Genomic DNA, 22,447 nt, shown 5'->3' with positions numbered 1-22,447 from the left:
CGGACGGCCAACGGCAGCAGCCGCCTCCGGACGGCCAACGGCAGCAGCCGCCTCCGGACGGCCAACGGCAGCAGCCGCCTCCGGACGGCCAACGGCAGCAGCCGCCTCCGGACGGCCAACGGCGGCAGCAGGAGCCGGACGAGCGCCGGCGGGCGCACGAGGCGGCGCGTGCCGAGACGTACCCGGAGCGGGGTCCGCGCGGGGCTGCCCGGCCGGACGCCCATCGGGAGGCCGAGGCGTACCGGGGGCACCCCCCGCAGGACGGCGGCCTGCCCTGGCCGCCGCCCGGTCCCCTGCGGCCCGGCCACGACCGGGACGCGGCGCGGCGCGCCGAACCCCGCCCCGAGCACCGGCGACCGGCCGAGCGCCCCCAGGACGCCGCGACTCCGCCGTTCCCGCCCGGGTACGACCAGCGGCCGCAATCCCCCACCTACGGTGCCCCGACCTCCGGGCCGCCGGCCTCCGGACCGGCAGGCTTCCGGGCCCCGGTGTCGCCGGCAGGCCCGACCGTCAACCGCCCGGTATCCCCGGCAGGCCCCGACACCCGCCACACCGCACCGCCGACGAGCCCAGCCGTCAGCCGCCCGGTATCCCCGGCAGGCCCCGACACCCGCCACACCGCACCGCCGACGGGCCCGACCGTCAGCCGCCCGGCGTCGCCGACGGGTCCGGCGGATCAGGTGGTCGGGCGGCCGGTGCCACCCGGGGATCCGGCCGCCGGCCGCTCGACGGCCCCGACGGCTCCGGCCACCGGCCGCCCCGTGTCGCCCGCAGGCCCGACCGCCGACCGCCCAGCGGCCCCGACGGCTCCGGCCACCGGCCGCCCCGTGTCGCCCGCAGGCCCGACCGCCGACCGTCCGGCGAATCCGGTGGTCGGACGGCCGGTGTCGCCCGCCGGCCCGCCCGCCGGGTGGCCGGGAACGCTGACGCCTGGCTCACCCGCCCCCGTAGCCGGTCGCCCTGGCGCGCCTGCCCCGATCCCGGCGGCCCCCGTTTCCGGCGTGCCCATGCCCCCGCCGGTGCCGCTACAGGGGCCGCCGGCTGCCGGCGCCCGACCTGTGCCCGGGGAGCCTTTCCCGCCCGCCGGCCGCACGCCCCGCCCGGCCCCGGAGGAGGACGCCACGCCGGTCTCGGCGCCCCCCGCCGGCCGACTGCGCCTGGAGTTCCTGCCGGCACCGGAGGCGAGCGCCAGCAGGGTGTCCGGCCCGGCCCCGGCGACGACCGCCGACACGGCCCGGCAGGCGACAGCCCGCGCGGTACCCGATCAGACCTCGGGAACGACCGCCGACACGGCCGGTCAGGCGACAGCCAGCGCGATGACCGGTCCGGCTCCGGCACGTCCAGGACCGGCCCGCCCGGACGCATCCACGCCGCACCCGGGCGGCGGGAACGGCGAAGCCCGGTCCGTGACACGGCCCTCGCCCCGCACGCCGTCCGCCACCCCTCCGACCGCGCCGCACCGCTCGCCGGAAGAGCAGGCAGCCGCAGGCACGGCCAGGCAGGACGTCCCGGCAGCGCAGGCACCCATCGCGCCCGACAGGCCCAGGCGGTACGTCCCGCCACCGCCGAGCGGCCCGCCCACACCGGCCGCCCCGCCGCCTCCCCAGGCGCCCACACCAAGCGGGCCGGACGCCTGGTTCCGACCGTCCCGGCCCGTGCCCCCTCCTCCGGTCACGCCGGACGAGGCGCGGCCCGCCGGTCAGGCTGACGCTCCCCCGTCCGCCACACCGGCCCCGGGCGGCACGCAGACCCCGGGCGGCACGGAGACGCCGAACGGCACGCCGACTCCCAGCAACGTGGCGGCGCAGAGTGGCGCGTCGACTTCGAGCGGCACGGCGACACCGAGCGGCACGGCGACACCGAGCGGCACGGCGACACCGAGCGGCGCGGTGGCTCCGAACGGCGCGTCGATTCCCGAAGGCAGGTCGGGCGTCGACGCCATGCCGACCCGGGCCGTTGACGCGTCGGTGCCGAAGCGTGCCGGCGACGGTGCCGCGTCGTCCGAGCCCGCTCACGACCATCCCGAACCGCCGACCGGGGCCGCCCCCGAAGGCCCCGCACCGGTCTCGCCGGCCACCCCACCGGCGTCCGGTCCACCGGCCCCGCACGCAGCGCCGGCGCCGCTCGCATCTCTCCGTTCCGAGCTGGTGTACGGCTCACCCGCGGGGCCGGCGTCGCCTGCGCCCGCCCTTTCCGAGCCGGTACACGATTCGTCCGCTGGATTGGCGCCGTCCGTGTCCGTCCCGGTGTCCGGTCCGCCCGCCGGCCCGGCCTCCGCACCTTCGCCGACGTCCCCTGCGCCTTCCGTCCCGGTCCCCCCGACCGATCAGGAACCGACGCCGGCGGACCTGCCGCCGATCGCCGCACCGCCGGAGCAGCCGGTCTCCGCCGCGCCCGCACCGCTCGCCCCCGCACCGCCCGCGCCGCCCGTCCCCGCACCGCCCGCCGCCGCGTCGCCCGTGCAGACCGACTCCACAGCGTCCGTCTTCGCATCTCCCGGGGAGACCAACTCCGCGTCACCCGAGCCGCGCCCGGTCTCCGCACCTCCTGCCCGGCCCGTGTCGGCACCACCGTCGGTCGCGGACGTCGCGGCGCCAGTCGTACGCCCGATGTCGGAAGCATCGGCGGAAGCAGCCCAGGCACAGCCGGCCGTGCCCGATCCGGTGGCGGCGAAAGGAACCGCCCCGGAAGCAGCGGCACAGCCCGAAGCAGCGCCGTCGACCTCCCCGCGCGCGGCCGACACGGACACCTCGGCCACGGCCACGGACCCGCACGCCACGATCAACACGCACGAACCGGTCGAGCGGGTGTCGAACGACCGGGCTGAGCCCGCCAGTGGAACACCGTGGTTGTCACCGAAGGCTTTTAACGTCCATGGTGTTCCACCCGCCACGGCCGATCCGCGCCCCGTGTCCGCGCCACCCGTTGGCGCTGCGGCACCGGTGTCCGCACCACCGGTCTCTCCCGTCTCCGACCCTGCGGCGGAACCGGCGGAGGTGCCCCGGACCGGTTCTGCCGTCGAGCCGCCGGCCGGCACGAGCGAGCCGTCTCCGGCCGCACCAGCGCCGCGTCCGGTCGCCGCGCCACCGGCCCAGCACATCGCCGCGCCACAGGCTGAGCCTGTCCCCGCGCCACCGGCTGAGCATGTCCCCGCGCCACCGGCCCGAGCCATTGCCATGCCGCCGGCCCCGTCCGTTCCCGGGCCGCCCGTCGCGTCCGATTCGTACGCGCCTGCCCAGGGCACGTCCACCGCTGCCGCGCCACAGGCTGAACCGGTGTCCGCCCCGCCGGGCGAGCCGGTCTCCGCGCCGCCCGCCGCATCGGCGCCGCCCTCGTCCATCGTCCCTGGCGCGTTGTCGCAGGCACCGCAGCCTGTCTCCGCACCCGCCTCAGACCTCGTGCCGGCCCAGGCCGTTTCCGCGCCGCCGGTAACCTCAGCGCCTCCCACGGATGCCATGCCGGTCCCGTCCGCCGCCGAGCTGTCGACGCAATCGACGCAGCCGGTGTCGTCCGCGCCCTGGGCACCTCCTGTCCCGTCGCCGTCGGCACACGAGGTCTCCGCCCTTCCCGAGGGCATCGTGCCAGCGCAGCCGGTGTCCGCGCCGCCCATGCCACAGCCATCGGCGTGGGCCACCTCGGCGCCGACCACGGACGTGGAAGAACGGCCGGTGTCCGCGCCACCGGACGCCGCTTCGCCCGACGCCGTGCCATCCAGCGCCACGCCGCCCGCCGCCACGCCGCTCGGTGGTCAGGTGCCGCCGACGAGCGCGGAGCGGACCTCCGCGCCCCGCACCCCCGAGTCAGACACCACGGGAACGAGCACCGCGGAGCACCACACCACGGCAACGAGCACCGCCGGATCACGAGCCACCGAACCGGGCACCGCCGGACCACAGGCCGCCGAACCGGGCGCCGCCGGGCCACGGGCCGCCGCGCCACGGGCCGCCGGGACGAGCACCGGTGCGCCGCGGGACGCCGGGCGCCAGAGTGCCGCGCAGGGTGATCCGGAGCAGGCGCTGGCGAGCTACCGGTGGCGGCTCGATCCGGCCACGCTGCGGGAGATCGTGGAGGAGCCGGACGAGTTCCGGACGATCCGGCGGCGGCTGACCGAGAAGCTGGGTGCCGCCGTGGACAACAAGTCGCGGGCCCGGCTGCTCAGCCTGCGGGCGGTGGCGTCCCGGATCCTCGGCGAGCTGGACGACGCCCTCGCGGACGGTCGGCTCGCGCTCACCTACGCCGAGGCCACCGGGGAGCTGCGGCGTACGGCGGTGGCCCAGGCGCGGCTGGCGCACGTGTTGCGCTGGCGCGGCGAGTTCGTCGAGGCCGACCGGCTCTTCGCCGAGGCGAACTCCACGGAGTTGCCCGAGCGGCTGCGCGCGGTGCTGCACGAGCACGCCGGACGGTCCTGCTACGACCAGGGCCGGCTGATGGAGGCGTGTCACCACTTCGAGCGGGCCCTGGACCTGCGCGGCACCCAGGACCCCGAGCTGCAGGCCCGGATCCGGCTGAGCCTGGACGCGGTGGCGGAGCGGGTCGCGGAGACGGGCTTCGGGCCGTACCCCCGCAGCCGGGAGGAGGTGCTGGAGCGTGACCGGCCCCCGGCGCCGGCCCGCGACGGCGACCTGTGGGGTTTCTCCGACCCGGACGGCGACATGGTCATCGCGGCCGAGTACGCGGAGGCGCAGCCGTTCCGCGACGGGCTGGCCTGGGTGCGGCGCCCCGAGACCGAGCGGTGGTCGCTGGTCGACCGCACCGGCGCCACGGTGCTCGAACCGTCGTACCCGGTGGTCCGCTCGTTCTCCGACGGGCTGGCCTGGGTGTCCGACGGCGGCGACGCCGGCTGGGTGGCGATCGACGCCACCGGCGAGGTGGTGGTGCCGCACGGCTTCGCGGACGTACGCCCGTTCCAGCGCGGCGTGGCCGTGGTCCGCCGCGACGGCTGGGGTGCGGTCGACCGCAACGGTCGCATCGTGGTGCCCACCCGGCACCACGGGTTCGCCACCGTCCTGGCCGACGGCCGGTACGTCGACGGCTTCACCGAGGAAGGGCTGGCCGTGGTGGAGGTGGCCGGCCGGCGCGGCGTGGTGAACCGGGCCGGGAAGGTGCTGGTCGCGCCGACCTATCCGGCGCTGGTCGTCCATCCGGTCGCGTTCCTGGTCGGCGACGGCACCGGCCGCTGGGGCGCGCTCGACCGCCGGGGCGAGCCGCTGATCGAGCCGGTGCACCGCGACCGCGACGAGGTCGTCGCCGAGATCGAGCGGCTGCTCGTCGACACCAGCCCCGTGCTCTGAGCGACACCGAGGTCCGCCACGAGGGGTGGGCATGATCCGAACGGGCTAGGGTCGACTCATGGAATTCCGTCACCTGGGCCGTTCCGGCCTGATGGTCAGCGAGATCTCGTACGGCAACTGGATCACCCACGGCTCGCAGGTCGAGGAGGACGCGGCGTTCGCCTGCGTCCGGGCCGCCCTGGACGTCGGCATCACCACCTTCGACACGGCCGACGTGTACGCGGGCACCCGCGCCGAGGACGTGCTGGGCCGCGCGCTGGAGGGCGAGCGTCGCGAGGGCCTGGAGATCTTCACCAAGGTGTACTGGCCCACGGGGCCGGGTCGCAACGACCGGGGCCTGTCCCGCAAGCACATCATGGAGTCGATCAACGGCTCGCTGCGCCGGCTGCGCACCGACTACGTGGACCTCTACCAGGCCCACCGGTACGACCACAGCACGCCGCTGGAGGAGACGATGGAGGCCTTCGCCGACGTCGTGCACTCCGGCAAGGCGCTCTACATCGGCGTCTCCGAGTGGAAGGCGTCGGAGATCCGCGAGGCCCACCGGCTCGCCCGCGAGCTGCGCATCCCGCTGGTCTCCAACCAGCCGCAGTACTCGATGCTCTGGCGGGTCATCGAGTCCGAGGTCGTTCCCACCAGCGAGGAGCTGGGCATCGGGCAGATCGTCTGGTCGCCGATCGCGCAGGGCGTGCTCTCGGGCAAGTACCTGCCGGGGCAGCCGCCGCCGGCCGGCTCCCGGGCCACCGACGAGAAGTCGGGCGCGAGCTTCATCTCCCGGTTCATGACCGACGAGGTCCTCACCCGGGTGCAGCGGCTCAAGCCGCTGGCCGAGCAGGCCGGGCTGAGCATGGCGCAGCTCGCCGTCGCCTGGGTGTTGCAGAACCCGAACGTCTCCTCGGCGATCGTCGGCGCCACCCGCCCCGAGCAGGTGCACGACAACGTCAAGGCGACCGGCGTGAAGCTCGACGCCGAGCTACTCAAGGCGATCGACGAGATCATCGACCCGATCGTCGAACGCGACCCGGCCCGCACGGAGTCTCCCGCCGAGCGTCCGTGACGTGTGGCGGCCCGGCCGGCCCCGCGACACGGCCGGCCGGGCCGCGACCGCACCACCCCACGCCACCGGACCACGTCGGCAGCGGCCGGACCGCCAGGCCAGGCCGACAGGCCGCGCCACCAGGCCAGACCGCCAGGCCGGACCGCCGCCGGATCGTGCCGGCGGGCGGCGCGGATCAGCCCTGCCAGAAGCGGATCAGGTCCAGGCCGAGGGCGTAGAGCCACGGGGGCAGGCCGAGGAAGTCGCCGACGGCGAACACGGCGTCGAAGAACCAGCCGCCGATCCGCGGGTTCCACAGCAGCGCGAACAGCAGGATGAAGCCGAACGGGGCGAACAGGTCGTACATCCTGCGCCACTGCGGGTTCAACCACGGCTGGATCATGTTGCCGCCGTCGAGGCCGGGGACCGGAAGCAGGTTGAGCACGCTCGCGGTGAGCTGGAGGAACGCCAGCAGCGCCACGGCCGCCCAGAACTCGACGGGCCCGCCGCCGGCCGCCCCGAGGCGTACGGCGAGCACCAGGACCAGCGTGAACAGCACGTTGGTGGCCGGGCCGGCGAGGCTGACCAGGGTGTGCCGCAGCCGCCCCGGGATGGCGTGCCGGTCCACCCAGACCGCCCCGCCGGGCAAACCGATGCCGCCGAGCAGCACGACCGCCACCGGCAACGCGATCGACAGCAGCGGGTGGCTGTACTTCAGCGGGTTGAGCGTCAGGTAGCCCCGGTGGGCGACGCTGCGGTCGCCGGCCCGGAACGCGACGACGGCGTGGGCGTACTCGTGCAGGCAGAGCGAGACCAGCCAGCCGGACACGACGAAGAGGAACACGTCGAGCCGGACGTTGCCGAACCCGTTCCAGGTGAGCACCCCGCTGGTCACGAAGAGCGCGACCAGGGCGAGGAAGACCGGGCTGGGCCGGAACGCCGCCCGGGGCACGCCGAGCACCAGCGGCTCGCCCCCCGGGCGGTCGCCGGCCATCACTCCGCCGGAGGCAGCAGGCTCATGCGGTATTCCACCCGGTCGTCCTCGACGAGCGCGACCGAGGTGACGCCGGACGCCGCGAGCTCCCGCCAGGCCTGACCGATCCAGGACTCGGCGTCCGCCTGGCTGCTGAACGACTCCGCCGGCCCCTCGACCGACTCACCGTTCGCGCCCTCGTACCGCCAGCTCCACGCCATGCCGCGTCTCCCCTCGCCGCTGATGTCCCGTGGGACGAACCCCCGCCAGCGTAGTCGGCCGCGCGCGGGGCGGCCCGACATCCGTCCGGCGGGCACCCGCGCCCGGGCGGCGGCGCAGGGTTCCCCGGCTCCTGTCCGGGTATGGGCCTCCTGACGCGCGACGGGGCGGTCGCCGACCGCCGACGGGCCTGGAGGAGGCGACGATGGACGAACCGCTGCACGACAAGGACACCGAGGCGCTGCGGGCGATGGCGGTACGCGGCGGCATCGTGGGGGCCGCGCACATGGAACGGGAGGACCTGCTGGACGCCCTCGTGGCCCGGCCCGGGGAGGGCGCCTGGCAGGAGGACCCGAAGCCGGCGGCGGTCAACCCCAACGACTTCCAGTACCAGACCCCCCGGTAGGGCCGCCGCCCGCCGACGGGGCGGGCGCCGGCTGACCGACCCGGCTTCGGGCTGGAGGGCCGTGGTTCCCGCCCTTCGACCGGACGGGGGCTGACAGGCGCGCCGACCCTATATAGAGTACGAGTATGAGGCTGACCCTGCAGGTGCAGCTGGTGCTGCGCGCCCTGCTCGCCGACCCCGGGCGCGAGTGCTACGGGCTGGAGATCGTGGAGGCGACGGGCCTGCCGCCCGGCACCATCTACCCGATCATGGCCCGGCTGGAGGCGGCCGGCTGGGTCGACAGCCGGTGGGAGCTCATCGACCAGCGCGCCGAGGGCCGTCCCCGCCGCCGTTACTACCGGCTGACCGGCGGGCCGGCGGACCCGGCCGGCGAGGGGGTCGCGCAGGCACGCGCCGCACTCGCCGAGGCCGACGCGCGGCAGCGGGCCCGCCGCGGCCGCCGGCTGGCCGGTCCCGCGAGCGCCGCCGGGAGCGTGTCGTGCGCGGGCTGACGAACCGGCTCCTGGCGGGCGCACTGGCCGCCGCCGCCACGCTGCTCCCCCGCGCCGACCGGGCCCGCTGGCGCGAGGAGGCGCTCGCCGTGCTGCTCGACGCCCCGCCGTCGCTGCGCTACCGGTACGCCCTCGACACCCTGGTCAAGCTGCCCGTGCTGGCCTGGCAGCAACGGCTGGCCGCCCGGCCGGCGCACCCGCCGCTGAGCTGGCCGGTCTCGGCGTGCGCGGGGGCCGGGCTGCTCGCCGTACCGGTCGTCATGGTGGCCGCGCTCGCACTGGGGCCCGTGATCGGCGAGGACGACGCCGAGTTCTTCTTCCTGGTCTCCCCCTGCGGCATGCTGCCGGCGGTCGCGGCGAGCTGCTTCCACCGGGCCCGCCAGCGCGGTGGCGGCGCCCGGCGCCACCTGCTGGCGGCCCTGGTCGCCCTCTTCGCCGGCACCGGCCCGGTGGCCGCCGGAGCGCTGGGCGTGGGCGTCGGCGCCGCGGGAGCCGGTGACCGGCTCGCCGTCGCGGTCGCCCTCGTCGCCGGCCTCGCCCCGGGCGGCTGGCTGCTGCACACCGGCGCGGGGGCGCTGCTCCGTCGGCGCGGCCCGACCGCACTCGGGGTCCTCGGCGCCGCCGCCGGGACCGGCCTGCTCGGGGTGCCCGTCGGTCTGTACCTCGGCATGGTCGCGCCCGCGCTGGGATGGCTCGGCGCCCTGATCAGCGCGCTGTCGCTGCTCGTGCTGGTGCCGTCCTTCGCCGGCTGGTCGGTCTGGGCCGGCGTCCGGCTGCTGGCCGGCCGGTCGGAACCGCTCACCCGGTGAGAGCCGGCCGCACCCCGCACCTCCGGGGGGCCGCACCCGGGTGCTGGCTCTAAAGTACGGGCATGTCCGTTGACGGGTGGAACACGGTCCTGGTGCTCGGCGGTATCCGGTCCGGAAAGTCCGAGTTCGCCGAGTCCCTGGTCGCCGACGCGCCGACGGTCCGCTACGTGGCCACCGCCGCCGACGCGCCCGCCGACGACGCGGAGTGGGCGGCCCGGCTGGCGGCGCACCGCGCCCGCCGGCCGGAGACCTGGACCACCGAGGAGACCGCGGACGACCCGCGCCGTCTCGCGGACGTGATCGCCTCCGCCGGGCCGAACGAGACGCTGCTCGTCGACGACCTCGGCGGCTGGGCGACCGTGCTGCTCGACCCGGCCCACCAGCCGGCGGACGACACCGCCACCATCGCCGAGCTGGCGGCGGCGGTCCGCTCCTGCGCGGCCCGGCTGGTGCTGGTCAGCCCCGAGGTCGGCCTCTCCCTGGTGCCCACCACCCCGCTCGGCCGGGCCTTCACCGACGCGCTCGGGGCGGCCAACCGGGCGGTCGCCGACGCCTGCGACGCCGTGGTCCTCGTGGTCGCCGGCCAGGCGGCCTGGCTGAAGCCGGGCGCCCCGCAGCCGGCCACCGTGCCCGCGCAGGCCGGCCCCACGCAGGCCGACCCGGCGAAGGCCGCCCCCGTCGTCGGCCGGGGCGAGCCGGAGTCCTCCCCCGCCGTGTTCACCCCCGGCCCGCCGCCGCCGGCCGCCCCCGGTGCCGCCGGCGGCGCCGAGCCGGACGGCACCGCCTGGGCCGCCCCGACCATGGCGCTGCCGATGGTCGCCACGGGCCTGGTCATCCAGCCCGGCATGGAACTGCCCATGCCCGACGAGTACACGGGCCCGCAGGCGATCGAGCGGCTCGCCACCCTGGACGTGCCCGGATCGGGGCTGGGCGTGCTGGAGCGGGCGGTCGGGTTCGCCGCCGCCACCCAGGGCACCGCCACGCCGGCCCCGTGGGGCCAGGTGCGGGTGCTGCTGCTGCACGGCGACCACCTCGGCGACGCCGCCGCCGGCACCGTGGCGGGCGAATCGGCGCGGCGGGCCCGGCAGGCCCGCGCCGGCCGGGGGGCGCTGGCCCGGCTGGCCGCCGAGAGCGGCGCCGAGCTCCAGGTGGTCCAGACCCCGGAGTCCGCACCCATGGAGACCGAGCCGACGCTGACCGGAGAGCAGGTCGAGGCCGCCCTGCGGTACGGCTGGCGGCTCGCCGAGGAGGCCGCCGACGCGGGCGTACGACTGCTGGTGCTCGGGGCGTGCAGCGCCGGCACCGAGGCCGCCGCGGCGGCGGTGCTGGTGGCGACGGCGGGCGCCGAGGCGCCGGCGGTGCTCAGGCGGGTGGTCACCGACTCGGGCGAGATCGACGACGCGGCCTGGATGAGGCGGTGCGCGGCGGTACGGGACGCCCTGCACCGCACCCGGAACTCGCCGCGCAGCGCCAAGGACGTGCTGGCCGAGCTGGGCGGCGGGGACGTCGCCGTGGCCACCGGCGTCCTGCTCGGCGCCACCGCCCGCCGGCTGCCGGTCATGCTCGACGGGCCGGTCGGGGTGGCCGCCGCCATGGTCACCCGCGACCTGGCCGGGCAGGCCCGGCACTGGTGCCTGCTGGCCGACCACGGCGGGCACCCCGCCGTGCGGCTCGGTGCCGACGTGCTCGGCCTGACGCCCCTGCTCGACCTGCGGCTCGACCTGGGCGAGGGCGCGAACGCGCTGGCCGCGCTGCCGCTGCTGCGCTCGGTGCTGGCGCTGGCCGCCGCGCTGCCGGTCCACCCGTCGCTCGGCGGCGGCGAGGACGACGAGCCGGAAGAGGCCGGGCCGGACACCGACGAGCCCGACTTCCGCGAGCCGGAGCCCGCCGGCCCCGGACCGACCAGCACCGAACCCGACTTCCGCGAGCCGGAGCCCGCCGGTCCCGGACCGACCAGCACGGAACCCGACTTCCGTGCGCCGGACGGCACCGGGCCGGACACGGAGCCGGTGGACCCGTCCGGCCGGCGTGCCGGCTGAGTCGCGGCTCGCCGACGGGGCGCGGCTGGCGCTGACCACCTTCACCACCCTGCCGGTGCGCGCCGGCCGCATCGACCGGTCGGTGGCGGGGACGGCGATGGCGCTCGCCCCGGCGGTCGGCGTACTGCTCGGCGTCGGCCTCGCCGGCGTCCTGCTGCTTCCGGGTGCGCTCGCGCCCCCGCTGGTCGCGGCGGCGGTGACCGTCGGCGCCGGGGCGCTGCTCACCCGGGGGCTGCACCTCGACGGGCTGGCCGACACCGTGGACGCGCTGGGGTCGTACCGGCGGGGAACGGCCGCGCTGGAGATCATGAAGAAGCCGGACGTGGGCCCGTTCGGGGTGGTCGCGCTGGTGGTCGTACTCCTGGTGCAGACGGCCGCCCTCGCGGAGCTGGCGGGACGGTCGTGGCCGGCGGCGCTCGCGGCGGTGGTCGCGGCGACCGCCGCAGGCCGGCTCGGGGTGGCGGTGGCCTGCCGGCGCGGGGTGCCGGCCGCCCGTCCCGAGGGCCTCGGCGCGCTGGTCGCGGGCACCGTCGGGCCGGTCGCCCTGGCCGCCGGGGCGGCCGCCGTCGCGCTGCCGGCGCTCGCGGCCGTGCCGGGCCGCCCGTGGCAGGGGCCGCTCGCCGTCGCCGTCGCCCTCGCCGTCGCGGTGGGGCTGCTGCGACACGTGGTACGCCGCCTCGGCGGCGTCACCGGCGACGTGCTGGGCGCGACCGTGGAGGTGGTCACCACGCTGGTCTACCTGGGAGTGGTGCTGTCCGGCTGAACGGGGCACACCGCGCCGGGTAGCGTTCTCCCACGACAGCACCGGCGCGGCCAACCGGGGGACGACATGCTCATCACGGACGACTTCCTGCCCGTACCGGTTCCGGAGTCGCTGAGCGCGACCTACCTGGTGCCCATGACGGGGCTGCCGAAGGTGAGCGCGAAGACGGCGGTGGAGCGGCTCACCGGCCGGCTGGCGGAGCCGGTGCACGGGCTGGCGCGGCACATGCTCGACAGCCCGCTGATGAGCGTGGACACCCGGCCGATCGCCGAGTTCCCCGAGCTGCCGCCGGACCTGCTCACCGCGTTCGGCGCCTCGGAGGCGCAGCTGGCCCGGCTGGCCGCCGCGAGCCACCTGGTCGTGGTGCAGGCCGAGTACCGGCCCGGCTGGCCGCCGGCCCACGAGTGGGCGGCGCGGGCGGTGGCCGCCGCCGTCGCCGAGTCGGTCGACGGCGACGTCGTGGACGTGTTCGGCCTTCAGTTCCTCGACCCGGCGACGGCCCTGCGCTCGCTGCCCGACGCCCAGGGACGGATCCGGCTGGTCGACTGGGTGCTGGTGCCCTACTCCTCCGACGCCGAGGGGCTCTGGTTCACCACGAAGGGGCTGCGCCGCTTCGGGCTGCTGGAGTTGCAGACCCAGGGCGTGCCGGACCACCTGACCCGGGCCTGGGGCGCGGTGATGACCGGGGCCGCCCGGCGGCTGCTGCGGGACTGGACCGACGGGCTCTCCGGCGAGGAGGTGCCGGCGTTCGTGCAGCTGCCGGTGCTGGCCACCGTGACCGGGCACGACATCGCCGTGGCGTACGGCAATCCGGAACAGCACGGCGCGACGGCGCCGGTGCTGCTGCGCCTGGAGCTGGACCCGGCCACCGACCCCGACGCCGACTCGTTCCTCAGCCTGCGCCCGCCCGCCGGGCATCCGGGGCCGGACGGCCGCTACTACGCCGCCGCCTGCGCCACCCTCTTCGCCGGCATCCAGCCGGACGTGCGCTACGCCCGGGCGGGCGACGCGATGAGCAGAGCGGTCGCCACCGCCCGGGCCGGGCTGGGCGACATCCGGGCCCGGTTCCTCGCCGGCCAGCTCCCGCCGGAGACGCAGCTCGTGGTCAAGTACGGCCTGCCCGGCGACGACGGCCCGGAGCTGGTCTGGGCCGGGGTGACCTCGTGGGACACCCCGGAGCGGATCGTGGCCGCCAGCGCCTGCGACGCCAACACCGACCCGACCGTGCGCATCGGCTCACCGGTCGTCGTGGAGGCCACCGACGTCGTCGACTGGGCCGTGCTCGACGGCACCGGCGTCATCGAGGGCGGCTGGACCCAGGCCGTCCTCGACGCCGGCGAACGCCCCCACCCCCCGGTCTGACGGAGGGCCGGGGCGGGGTCACCTGACCGAGGGGGTCACGAACGGGGGACGGGTGAGGCGCATCCGGGCGCGGCGACCGCGGATGTCGACCTCCACCACGTCGCCGTCGGCGAGCTTCGCGGCGGTGTCCAGCAGCGCCAGGGCGACGCCCTGCTTGCGGGTGGGCGAGAACGTGCCGCTGGTGATCGTGCCGACCTGCGCGTCGCCGACGTGCACCGTCATGCCGGGGCGCGGGATCGCCCGGTCGACCGCCTCCAGGCCGCGCAGCGTACGCCTCGCACCGGCGGCCTTCTCCGCGAGCAGCGCGTCGCGGCCCCAGAAGGCCGGCTTGTCCCAGCCGACCGCCCAGCCGGAGCGGGCCTGCACCGGGGTGATCTCCAGCGACAGGTCCTGACCGTGCAGGGGGTAGCCCATCTCGGTGCGCAGGGTGTCCCGGGCGGCCAGCCCGCAGGCGCGCAGGTCGGCGCCCGCCGCGAAGAGCGCGTCCCAGACCGCGACCGCGTCGGCCGCCGGCACCACCAGCTCGTAGCCCAGCTCCCCGGTGTAGCCGGTGCGGCACACGGTCAGCTCCACCCCGTCGAGCGTCGCGGTGGAGAAGCTCATGTAGTCGTGCCCGGTCGGCAGGCCCAGCGCGCCGAGCAGCTCGGCCGAGCGCGGGCCCTGCACGGCGAGGACGGCGTACGCCTCGTGCTCGTCGGTGACCGTGACCGACGCCGGGGCGGCGGCGCGCAGCCGGCGCACCACCTCGGCGGTGTTCGCGGCGTTCGGGATGAGGAAGACGTGGTCGTCGGCGTGCAGGTAGGCGATGATGTCGTCCACCACGCCGCCGGTGGCGTCGTCGCAGCAGAGGGTGTACTGCGCCCGGCCCGGCCCGATCCGGCCCAGGTCGTTGCTGAGGCAGGCGTTGACGAACTCCGCCGCGCCCGGCCCGGTCACCCGCGCCTTGCCCAGGTGGGAGACGTCGAACACGCCCACCCCGGTCCGCACCGAGGTGTGTTCCTTCAGCACCCCGCCCCCGGCGTACTCCAGCGGCATCTCCCAGCCACCGAACGGGGCGAACTTGGCGCCGCGAGCGGTGTGCCGCTCGTGCAGCGGAGAACGGCGCAGCCGGGTCGCGGCGGCGTCGGAGGTCACGTCGGTCATGGGTGGGAACTTACCGGGAGCTGGGCGGCTGGTTAGCATCGGCGGGACCCGTCGGAGCCGTCGGCGGGACAGCCCCGACCTCCGGCGGGTACGTTCCGCCGGAGACCTCCATCGCCGGTACGCGACGACGCGACCGGCCCGGCCCGCCCGGAGTAGCTTAAGTGACATCGCCCAGCACCACCCTGAGCCTGGTCGACACCGACCCCGCCGAACTCGCCGTCGACGCGATCGTGATCGGCCTGCACAGCCAGACCGGCGAGCAGGACGCCACCACCGGCCTGGCCGGAACCCTGCTGCTCGCCAGCGGCGCGGAGAGCATCGCCGCCGCCTTCGACGGAAAGCTGACCGAGACGCTGGCCCTGCTCGGCGCGACCGGCGCCCCCGGCGAGGTGATCAAGCTGGCCACGCTGGGCACCGTGACCGCCCCGGTGGTCGCCGCCGTCGGGCTCGGCCCGGAGCCGACCGGCGCCGCCCCGGCCCCGGAGACCCTGCGCCGGGCCGCCGGCGGGGCCGTACGGGCCCTCGCGGGCGCGCCCCGGGTGGCGCTCGCGCTGCCGCTGCCCGACGACGCCGACGCGCCTGCGGCGCTGCGCGCGGTGGCGGAGGGCGCGCTGCTCGGCGGCTACCGCTTCGCCGGCTACAAGACCCGGCCGCAGCCGTCGCGGCGTGAGCCGGTGGCCGAGGTGCTCGTCGCCGTGCCGGACGCCGGTGACGCCGGCGCCCGGGCCGAGATCGCCCGCGCCCAGGTGGTGTGCGACGCGGTCCGGCGCAGCCGGGACTGGGTCAACACCGCCCCGAACGAGCTGCGCCCGCCGTCCTTCGCCGACTCCGTGGCGGACTCCGCCCGGGAGGCCGGCCTGGCGGTCGAGGTGCTCGACGAGGCGGCCCTGGCCGCCGGTGGGTACGGCGGCATCATCGCCGTCGGGCAGGGCTCGGAGGCCCCGCCGCGGCTGGTCAAGCTGAGCTACACCCCGGCCGGCGGCGGCAACGGCAAGCGGGTGGCGCTGGTCGGGAAGGGCATCACCTTCGACACCGGCGGCATCTCGATCAAGCCGGCGCAGGGCATGTGGGAGATGAAGTCCGACATGGGGGGCGCCGCCGCGGTGGCCGCGACCATGCTGGCGGTCGCCGCGCTCAAGCCGTCGGTGGCCGTGACGGCGTACCTGCCGATGGCGGAGAACATGCCGTCCGGGCGGTCGTACCGGCCGGGTGACGTGATCAGCATGTACAACGGCAAGAAGGTGGAGGTGCTCAACACCGACGCCGAGGGCCGGATGATCCTGGCCGACGCGATGGCGCGGGCCTGCGAGGACGGCTGCGACTACCTCTTCGAGACCTCCACCCTCACGGGCGGGCAGGTCGTCGCGCTGGGCAAGCGGATCGCCGGCGTGATGGGCAGCCCCGAGCTGTGCGAGCGGGTCCGCACCGCCGGCGACGCGGTCGGCGAGCCGGCCTGGCCGATGCCGCTGCCGGACGACGTGCGCAAGGGCATGGACTCCGACGTGGCCGACATCTCCCAGGTCAACGCCGGCATGGACCGGGCCGGGCACATGCTCCAGGGCGGGGTGTTCCTGCGCGAGTTCGTCAGCTCCGACGTCGACTGGGCACACATCGACATCGCCGGCCCGAGCTACCACTCGGGCGAGCCGACCGGCTACTGGACCAAGGGCGGCACGGGCGTGCCGGTGCGCACGCTGCTGCACCTCGTGGAGGACGTCGCCGCCAACGGCTGACGTACGCGGCGGAGGGCCCCTCGTGCGACGAGGGGCCCTCCGCCGTTTCCATCCGGCCGGCGCGGACGCCGGGACGCTTCCGGTCAGAACAGCTCGGGGCGGCGCTTGCGGCGCTCGTTGTAGTCGCGCATCCGCTGCGGGTAGCCCATCAGCCGCACGTCGTAGACCGGAATGCCCATCCGGTACGCGAAGCGGCGGGCGCCGTCGGGGCCGTCGATGCGGCGGCGGGTCCACTCCCCGTCGTCGGCGATCAGCATGACCGTGGTCTCGGTGACGGTGGTCCGCGGCTCGATGTACGCCTCGACCCCGCGCCGGCTGCGGACGAAGCCCTCGAGGTGCTCCAGGTCGGCGCGGTCGGCGGCCCGGTCGAGGCTGACCGCCCGGGTCTTCTTGCGTCGCCGGAACAGTCCCACCGAGCGTCTCCCCCTCAGGTACGTCATCGAAGCCAGTGCCAAGCGTACGTGCCACGGACGTGTCGTTGGGCACCTCACTACGCGGGCGGCGGGCGGTGGTGACAAGATGACCGAGGTGGGGTGTGCCCGTGTTACCCCGCCGTGACCCCCGAAGCAGTGACGCGACCTGGGAGTTGGACGTGAGCGAGCCGAACGACGCAACCTTCGACATCGTCATCCTCGGAGGTGGCAGCGGCGGCTACGCGACCGCCCTGCGCGCCGTCCAGCTGGGCCTGAAGGTCGCGCTGGTCGAGAAGGGCAAGCTCGGCGGCACCTGCCTGCACAACGGTTGCATCCCGACCAAGGCGCTGCTGCACGCGGCCGAGATCGCCGACCAGACCCGCGAGTCGGAGCAGTTCGGCGTGAAGGCCGAGCTGGTCGGCATCGACATGGCGGGGGTCAACGCCTACAAGGACGGCGTGATCTCGCGGCTCTACAAGGGCCTCCAGGGCATGCTCAAGGGCAACAAGTCGATCACCATCGTCGAGGGCCACGGCAAGCTGGTCGGCAAGAACGTCGTCGAGGTCGACGGCAAGCGCTACACCGGTCGCAACGTCGTGCTGGCCTCCGGTTCGTACGCCAAGAGCCTGCCCGGCCTGGAGGTCGACGGCGAGCGGGTCATCACCAGCGACCACGCGCTCACCCTCGACCGGGTCCCGGCCTCGGCGATCGTGCTCGGCGGCGGCGTGATCGGCGTCGAGTTCGCCAGCGTGTGGAAGTCCTTCGGGGTGGACGTCACGATCATCGAGGCGCTCCCCCGGCTGGTCGCGGCCGAGGACGAGGAGTCCTCGAAGGCGCTGGAGCGGGCCTTCCGCAAGCGGAAGATCAACTTCAAGGTCGGCAAGCCGTTCGAGAAGGTCGAGAAGACCGACAAGGGCGTCAAGGTCACCATCGCCGGCGGTGACACCGTCGAGGCGGAGCTGCTGCTGGTCGCCGTCGGCCGCGGCCCGAACACCGCCGACCTCGGTTACGAGGAGCAGGGCGTCAAGATGGACCGCGGCTACGTGCTGACCGACGAGCGGCTGCGCACCAGCGTGCCCAACGTCTACGCGGTCGGCGACATCGTGCCCGGTCTCCAGCTCGCCCACCGGGGCTTCCAGCAGGGCATCTTCGTGGCCGAGGAGATCGCCGGCCAGAACCCGGCCGTCATTGACGAGGTCGGCATCCCCCGGGTCACCTACTCCGACCCGGAGCTGGCGTCGGTCGGCCTGACCGAGGCGAAGGCCAAGGAGCAGTACGGCGCCGACAAGGTCAAGACCTACAACTACAACCTGGGCGGCAACGGCAAGAGCCAGATCCTCAAGACGGCCGGCTTCGTCAAGCTCGTCCGGGTGGAGGACGGCCCCGTCGTCGGCGTGCACATGGTCGGCGCCCGGGTCGGCGAGATGGTCGGCGAGGCGCAGCTCATCTACAACTGGGAGGCGTACCCGGCCGAGGTGGCGCAGCTCGTGCACGCCCACCCGACGCAGAACGAGGCCCTGGGCGAGGCGCACCTGGCGCTCGCCGGCAAGCCGCTGCACGCACACGCCTGATCACGACAACCGCGGCGTCCGGCGACGGGCGATGATCCCACCAGGGGAACGAAGGAGTCTTTGAAGATGCCGGTATCGGTCACCATGCCCCGGCTCGGTGAGAGCGTCACCGAGGGCACCGTCACGCGCTGGCTCAAGCAGGAGGGCGACACCGTCGAGGTCGACGAGCCCCTGCTCGAGGTGTCGACCGACAAGGTCGACACCGAGATCCCGTCCCCGGCGGCGGGCGTGCTGAGCCGGATCGTGGTCGGCGAGGACGAGACCGCCGAGGTCGGCAGCGAGCTGGCCGTGATCGCGGGCGAGGGCGAGTCCACCGGCGGCGGCGAGACCGCCCCGCAGCAGGAGGAGCCGGCCGAGGAGGCCGCCGAGGCCGCCGAGGAGCCGCAGGCCGAGGCGGAGCAGCCGGCAGTCGAGGAGCCGCAGGAGAAGGCCGCGCCGGCGCCGTCGGGCGAGGGCACCCCGGTCAAGATGCCGGCCCTCGGCGAGAGCGTCACCGAGGGTACGGTCACCCGCTGGCTCAAGCAGGTCGGCGACACCGTCGAGGTGGACGAGCCGCTGCTGGAGGTCTCCACCGACAAGGTCGACACCGAGATCCCGTCGCCGGTGGCCGGCACGGTCCTGGAGATCAAGGTTCCCGAGGACGAGACCGCCGCGGTCGGCGCCGACCTGGCCGTGATCGGTGCCGCCGGCGCCGCCCCGGCCGAGGCGAAGCCGAAGGCGGAGGCCAAGCCGGAGCCGAAGCCCGAGCCGAAGGCCGAGGCCAAGCCGGAGCCCAAGGTCGAGGAGCCGACCCCGGGCATGTCGTACAACGAGCCGTCGGCGGAGGCCGAGACCTCGGCGCAGCCCGCGCAGGCCGAGCAGAAGGCCGTGCCCTCGGCTGCGGCCCCGTCCCCGCAGCGCCCCTCGGCCCCCGCCCAGGGCGGCGGCGAGGAGGCCGCCGGCTACGTGACCCCGCTGGTGCGCAAGCTGGCCAGCGAGCACGGCGTCGACCTCTCCTCGGTCAACGGCACCGGCGTCGGCGGCCGGATCCGCAAGCAGGACGTGCTGGAGGCGGCGGAGAAGGCGAAGGCCGCCAAGGCCGCGCCGGCCCCGGCGCAGCAGCCCGCCGCTGCGGCGGCCCCGGCCAAGCCGGCCGCCAAGCCGCAGCCGAGCGCCAAGCGCGGCACCACCGAGAAGCTCCCCCGGATCCGCGCGACGATCGCCAAGCGGATGCAGCAGTCGCTGCACGAGATGGCGCAGCTGACCACCGTGGTCGAGGTGGACGTCACCAAGGTCGCCAAGCTGCGGGCGCGGGCCAAGGAGTCGTTCCAGCAGCGGCACGGCGTCAAGCTGTCGTTCCTGCCGTTCTTCGCCCTCGCGGCGGTCGAGGCGCTCCAGGCGTACCCGATCGTCAACGCCAGCATGGACCTCGACGCCGGCACGATCACCTACCCGGACTCGGAGCACCTCGGCATCGCCGTGGACACCGAGCGGGGTCTGATGGTGCCGGTCATCCACGGCGCCGGCGACCTAAACCTGGGCGGCATCGCCAAGCGGATCGCCGACCTGGCCGAGCGCACCCGGACCAACAAGATCAGCCCGGACGAGATCGCCGGGGCGACCTTCACGCTGACCAACACCGGCAGCCGCGGCGCCCTCTTCGACACCCCGATCGTGCCGTCGCCGCAGTCGGCGATGCTCGGCACGGGTGCCGTGGTCAAGCGTCCGGTCGTGGTCAACGACCCGGAGCTGGGTGAGGTCGTCGCCGTCCGGTCGATGGTCTACCTGGCCCTGTCGTACGACCACCGGCTGATCGACGGCGCGGACGCCGCCCGCTTCCTGGTCGCGGTCAAGGAGCGGCTGGAGTCGGGCAACTTCGAGGCCGAGCTCGGCCTGTAGTCCCCCGCCCGACGGCACGAAGGGCGCCCCGGTCACCGACCGGGGCGCCCTTCGCCGTCCGGCCGCCCGGCCGGCGCGCCGTCTGGTTGCCCGCAGCCCGTCCGGCCCGCCGTCCGGTCGCCCGTCGCCTGGTTCGCGCGCCGCCGGGCTGGCGCGATTCCGGCCCGGCGGGGACAGGGCGCTGCCAGAGTGGTTGGGTGGGTGTCATCCGGTGGCGCGAGCGGCTGGGACCGGCCGTCTCGATCGCCCCCGGCGCCCGGGTCGACCGGTTCGAGGTCTTCTTCGACCTGGTCTTCGTCTTCTCGTTCTTCATCATCACCCGCGCCACCGCCGCCAACATCTCCGGTCGGTCGCTGGTGCACGCCATGCTCGTGCTCGCCGTGCTCTGGTGGTGCTGGGTGGTGCACTGCGTGGTCGCCACCCGGGTACGGCTCGGCGAGGGCTTCGTCCCGGTGCTGATGGTCATCGGCATGGCCGCGCTGTTCTGCTTCGCGCTCTCCCTCCCCCAGGCCTTCAGCGACGCGACCGACGTGGCCGCCGGGCCGATGGTGGTCGCGCTCAGCTACGTGGTGATCAGGGGTGTGCACCTGGCGCTGTACTGGCACGTCGCGCGGGAGAGACCCGGCGAGCGGCGGCTGCTGCTGAAGTACTCCCCGGAGGTCACGATCAGCACCATGCTGCTCACGGCCGCCGCGCTGATCCCGCCCCAGATCGACGACCCGGGCCGGGCGGCGATGCTGCGCGACGGGCTCTGGATCAGCGTCGTCCTGCTCCAGTACGGCATGGGCCTGGTCGCCGGCGCCTGGGGCTGGATGGTGACCTCCGCCGAGCACTGGACCGAGCGGTACGACCTCATCCTGATCATCGCCCTGGGCGAGTCGGTCATCTCCGTCGGCGTCGGCAGCAACCTGCTCGGCCAGCCGCCCACGTGGCCGGCGGTCGCCGCGGCGGTGCTCGGCATCTTCTTCACGGCCGCGCTCTGGTGGGCGCACTACGACGTGATCGCACCGGCCGCCCGGATCGCCCTGCACGCGGCCGAGGGACGGCCCCGGGTCTCGATGGCCCGGGACGCGTACGCGTACTTCCACCTGCCGATGATCGCCGGAATCATCCTGTTCGCCCTCGGCGCCGAGGAGATCGTGCACCAGGTCGCCGATCCCGAGGTGCCGGTCGGGGACCCGGCGCACGGCCCCGGCGTCCTGCTGCTGTTCGGCGGAGTCGCCTGCTACCTGTGCGCGAACATGCTGTTCCAGTGGCGCACCCTGCGCACCGCCTCGTGGACCAGGGTCGGCGCCGTGCTCCTGTTGGCCGCCACCATTCCCGTCGGCCAACGGCTGCCGGGGTTGGCCGCCCTCACCCTGCTCACCACGATCTGCATCGGGCTGGTGGCGGTCGAGGCGGTGGTCATGGCGGACTCCCGGCGCGCTCTGCGCGAGATGGTCTTCGAGGAGAAGACCAGCCACGAGGCGCACGAGGCCGCCTGGCGCGCCCGCTGGCGCGAGTCCACCCCGGACGAGCCGTCGACATGACCTGCCGGCCCACCCGGACGTCACGCCCCTCGACCCGCGACGTCGTGTAGCACCTCGTAGCACACCCGACTAGGATTACACCGTGGCAGAGCACGCTCATCGAGAGATAACGCAGCGCGAGCTGCGCAACGACTCGGGCGCGATCATGCGGCACGTCGAGTCCGGCGAGTCCTTCGTCATCACGCGCAACGGCACCCCCGTCGGAAAGCTCATCCCGCTACGCCGGCGCACGTTCGTCCCGCGGGCGGAGGTGCTCGCCGCCTTCGCGACGGCTCCCGTGCTCGACGGCGAGAGGTTCCGCGCCGACATCGACTCGTCGGTCGAGCAGGACCCGTTCAGCCGTGAGTGGTGAGGCACCGGTCCGTGGCCTGATCGACACGAACGTCGTGATCCATCTCGGCGCCCTCGGTCCGGGGGACCTGCCGGAGGAGATGGTGATCAGCGCCGTGACGCTCGCGGAACTCTCCGCGGGCCCGCACCACACCGACGACCGCGCCGAACGTGCCCGGCGGACCAGCGTCCTCCAGCATGCCGAGGCCGTCTTCGAGCCGCTGCCCTTCGACGCCGAGGCCGCGCGGGCCTTCGGTCTGGTCACCAGCGCGGTCCTGGCCACGGGGCGCACCACCCGCCGCCGGCTGGCGGACCTGATGAACGCCTCCGTCGCACACGCGAACGGCCTGTCGCTCTACACCACGGATCCGACCGACTTCGTCGGGCTGGAGGAGTTGGTCACCATCCGGCCCGTCCGTCGGCCCTGACGGGGCACGTCTCCTCGCGCCTGCTGTCGTAGG

The 22,447-nt window shown here is 75.3% G+C and carries 20 protein-coding genes; 14 read left to right on the top strand and 6 right to left on the bottom strand.

Annotation, left to right across the window (positions count from 1 at the left end):
* Together AB0883_RS16300 and AB0883_RS16295 are read right to left on the bottom strand one after the other, a co-directional pair.
* The coding region (locus tag AB0883_RS16300) for a hypothetical protein (protein WP_366641973.1) at positions 1-422 on the bottom strand (422 nt) is incomplete at its 3' end.
* Positions 423-1,699: 1,277 nt separating this feature from the next.
* On the bottom strand, positions 1,700-1,942 hold the full coding sequence (locus tag AB0883_RS16295; protein WP_366641972.1) for a hypothetical protein: 243 nt from the start codon (positions 1,940-1,942) through the stop codon (positions 1,700-1,702).
* A gap of 1,726 nt (positions 1,943-3,668) precedes the next feature.
* Here AB0883_RS16295 and AB0883_RS16290 point away from each other — a divergent pair.
* Together AB0883_RS16290 and AB0883_RS16285 are read left to right on the top strand one after the other, a co-directional pair.
* Positions 3,669-5,291 carry a WG repeat-containing protein gene (locus AB0883_RS16290; protein WP_366641971.1) on the top strand — a complete coding sequence of 541 codons (1,623 nt, stop codon included), beginning with the start codon at positions 3,669-3,671 and terminating at the stop codon, positions 5,289-5,291.
* Between the two features lie 58 nt (positions 5,292-5,349).
* Positions 5,350-6,348: an aldo/keto reductase family protein gene (locus AB0883_RS16285; RefSeq protein WP_366641970.1), complete on the top strand. Its 999-nt coding sequence runs from the start codon at positions 5,350-5,352 to the stop codon at positions 6,346-6,348.
* A 175-nt stretch (positions 6,349-6,523) separates the two neighbouring features.
* On the opposite strand, the gene AB0883_RS16280 is transcribed toward AB0883_RS16285, so the two are convergent.
* Together AB0883_RS16280 and AB0883_RS16275 are read right to left on the bottom strand one after the other, a co-directional pair.
* Positions 6,524-7,321, bottom strand: a complete 798-nt coding sequence (locus tag AB0883_RS16280) for a site-2 protease family protein (protein ID WP_366641969.1) — start codon at positions 7,319-7,321, stop codon at positions 6,524-6,526.
* A complete protein-coding gene (locus tag AB0883_RS16275) occupies positions 7,321-7,521 on the bottom strand; it encodes a hypothetical protein (RefSeq protein ID WP_121400451.1) in 201 nt (66 codons plus the stop codon). Before AB0883_RS16275 ends, AB0883_RS16280 begins: the two co-directional genes overlap by 1 nt.
* A 203-nt stretch (positions 7,522-7,724) precedes the next feature.
* On the opposite strand from AB0883_RS16275, the gene AB0883_RS16270 reads away from it, so the two are divergent.
* From AB0883_RS16270 to AB0883_RS16245, 6 genes are all read left to right on the top strand, one after another.
* Positions 7,725-7,925 (top strand): hypothetical protein, encoded by a 201-nt coding sequence (locus tag AB0883_RS16270; RefSeq protein WP_121400450.1) that lies wholly within the window; start codon positions 7,725-7,727, stop codon positions 7,923-7,925.
* 125 nt (positions 7,926-8,050) lie between these two features.
* Positions 8,051-8,416 carry a PadR family transcriptional regulator gene (locus tag AB0883_RS16265; RefSeq protein ID WP_366641968.1) on the top strand — a complete coding sequence of 122 codons (366 nt, stop codon included), beginning with the start codon at positions 8,051-8,053 and terminating at the stop codon, positions 8,414-8,416.
* A complete protein-coding gene (locus tag AB0883_RS16260; protein ID WP_366641967.1) occupies positions 8,404-9,225 on the top strand; it encodes a hypothetical protein in 822 nt (273 codons plus the stop codon). The genes AB0883_RS16265 and AB0883_RS16260 overlap by 13 nt, the downstream gene beginning before the upstream one ends.
* A 62-nt stretch (positions 9,226-9,287) precedes the next feature.
* Positions 9,288-11,264 carry a bifunctional adenosylcobinamide kinase/adenosylcobinamide-phosphate guanylyltransferase gene (locus AB0883_RS16255; RefSeq protein WP_366641966.1) on the top strand — a complete coding sequence of 659 codons (1,977 nt, stop codon included), beginning with the start codon at positions 9,288-9,290 and terminating at the stop codon, positions 11,262-11,264.
* Complete coding sequence (gene cobS / locus AB0883_RS16250; RefSeq protein ID WP_366641965.1) at positions 11,254-12,027, top strand: adenosylcobinamide-GDP ribazoletransferase; 774 nt, start codon at positions 11,254-11,256, stop codon at positions 12,025-12,027. Before AB0883_RS16255 ends, cobS begins: the two co-directional genes overlap by 11 nt.
* A gap of 66 nt (positions 12,028-12,093) precedes the next feature.
* Complete coding sequence (locus tag AB0883_RS16245; RefSeq protein ID WP_366641964.1) at positions 12,094-13,389, top strand: DUF2314 domain-containing protein; 1,296 nt, start codon at positions 12,094-12,096, stop codon at positions 13,387-13,389.
* A gap of 18 nt (positions 13,390-13,407) precedes the next feature.
* Here the strand turns inward: AB0883_RS16245 and gcvT are convergent, their stop codons facing one another.
* A complete protein-coding gene (gcvT, locus tag AB0883_RS16240) occupies positions 13,408-14,532 on the bottom strand; it encodes a glycine cleavage system aminomethyltransferase GcvT (RefSeq protein WP_366641963.1) in 1,125 nt (374 codons plus the stop codon).
* A gap of 161 nt (positions 14,533-14,693) precedes the next feature.
* Here gcvT and AB0883_RS16235 point away from each other — a divergent pair, with 161 nt between their 5' ends.
* The gene (locus tag AB0883_RS16235) at positions 14,694-16,265 is read left to right on the top strand and encodes a leucyl aminopeptidase (protein WP_366641962.1); all 1,572 of its coding nucleotides are present in this window, start codon (positions 14,694-14,696) and stop codon (positions 16,263-16,265) included.
* Positions 16,266-16,348: 83 nt separating this feature from the next.
* On the opposite strand, the gene AB0883_RS16230 is transcribed toward AB0883_RS16235, so the two are convergent.
* Positions 16,349-16,678 carry a hypothetical protein gene (locus AB0883_RS16230; RefSeq protein ID WP_121400443.1) on the bottom strand — a complete coding sequence of 110 codons (330 nt, stop codon included), beginning with the start codon at positions 16,676-16,678 and terminating at the stop codon, positions 16,349-16,351.
* A 179-nt stretch (positions 16,679-16,857) separates the two neighbouring features.
* Here AB0883_RS16230 and lpdA point away from each other — a divergent pair, with 179 nt between their 5' ends.
* The 5 genes from lpdA to AB0883_RS16205 all read left to right on the top strand — a co-directional run bounded on the left by lpdA (position 16,858) and on the right by AB0883_RS16205 (position 22,414).
* A complete protein-coding gene (lpdA, locus tag AB0883_RS16225; RefSeq protein WP_357880187.1) occupies positions 16,858-18,249 on the top strand; it encodes a dihydrolipoyl dehydrogenase in 1,392 nt (463 codons plus the stop codon).
* A 66-nt stretch (positions 18,250-18,315) separates the two neighbouring features.
* Entirely contained in the window at positions 18,316-20,127 is a 1,812-nt protein-coding gene (sucB, locus tag AB0883_RS16220; protein WP_366641961.1) for a 2-oxoglutarate dehydrogenase, E2 component, dihydrolipoamide succinyltransferase, read from the top strand.
* A 197-nt stretch (positions 20,128-20,324) separates the two neighbouring features.
* Positions 20,325-21,656, top strand: coding sequence for a low temperature requirement protein A (locus tag AB0883_RS16215; protein WP_366641960.1), 1,332 nt, complete (start codon positions 20,325-20,327; stop codon positions 21,654-21,656).
* An 82-nt stretch (positions 21,657-21,738) separates the two neighbouring features.
* On the top strand, positions 21,739-22,008 hold the full coding sequence (locus AB0883_RS16210) for a type II toxin-antitoxin system prevent-host-death family antitoxin (RefSeq protein WP_366641959.1): 270 nt from the start codon (positions 21,739-21,741) through the stop codon (positions 22,006-22,008).
* Entirely contained in the window at positions 21,998-22,414 is a 417-nt protein-coding gene (locus tag AB0883_RS16205) for a type II toxin-antitoxin system VapC family toxin (protein ID WP_366641958.1), read from the top strand. The genes AB0883_RS16210 and AB0883_RS16205 overlap by 11 nt, the downstream gene beginning before the upstream one ends.
* The last annotated feature ends 33 nt before the right edge of the window (positions 22,415-22,447 follow it).

This window comes from Micromonospora sp. NPDC047812, assembly GCF_040704175.1.
Lineage (GTDB): Bacteria > Actinomycetota > Actinomycetes > Mycobacteriales > Micromonosporaceae > Micromonospora.
The sequence above is the reverse complement of the archived record's forward strand: the minus strand, read 5'-3'. Positions and strand labels throughout refer to the sequence as shown.

What these genes read in the sequence shown, in the direction of transcription:
- AB0883_RS16295 (WP_366641972.1), bottom strand. Translation starts at nt 1,942, where the DNA reads ATGGCGTCGACGCCCGACCTGCCTTCGGGAATCGACGCGCCGTTCGGA.
- AB0883_RS16285 (WP_366641970.1), top strand. Translation starts at nt 5,350, where the DNA reads ATGGAATTCCGTCACCTGGGCCGTTCCGGCCTGATGGTCAGCGAGATC.
- AB0883_RS16280 (WP_366641969.1), bottom strand. Translation starts at nt 7,321, where the DNA reads ATGGCCGGCGACCGCCCGGGGGGCGAGCCGCTGGTGCTCGGCGTGCCC.
- AB0883_RS16275 (WP_121400451.1), bottom strand. Translation starts at nt 7,521, where the DNA reads ATGGCGTGGAGCTGGCGGTACGAGGGCGCGAACGGTGAGTCGGTCGAG.
- AB0883_RS16270 (WP_121400450.1), top strand. Translation starts at nt 7,725, where the DNA reads ATGGACGAACCGCTGCACGACAAGGACACCGAGGCGCTGCGGGCGATG.
- AB0883_RS16265 (WP_366641968.1), top strand. Translation starts at nt 8,051, where the DNA reads ATGAGGCTGACCCTGCAGGTGCAGCTGGTGCTGCGCGCCCTGCTCGCC.
- AB0883_RS16255 (WP_366641966.1), top strand. Translation starts at nt 9,288, where the DNA reads ATGTCCGTTGACGGGTGGAACACGGTCCTGGTGCTCGGCGGTATCCGG.
- AB0883_RS16245 (WP_366641964.1), top strand. Translation starts at nt 12,094, where the DNA reads ATGCTCATCACGGACGACTTCCTGCCCGTACCGGTTCCGGAGTCGCTG.
- gcvT (WP_366641963.1), bottom strand. Translation starts at nt 14,532, where the DNA reads ATGACCGACGTGACCTCCGACGCCGCCGCGACCCGGCTGCGCCGTTCT.
- sucB (WP_366641961.1), top strand. Translation starts at nt 18,316, where the DNA reads ATGCCGGTATCGGTCACCATGCCCCGGCTCGGTGAGAGCGTCACCGAG.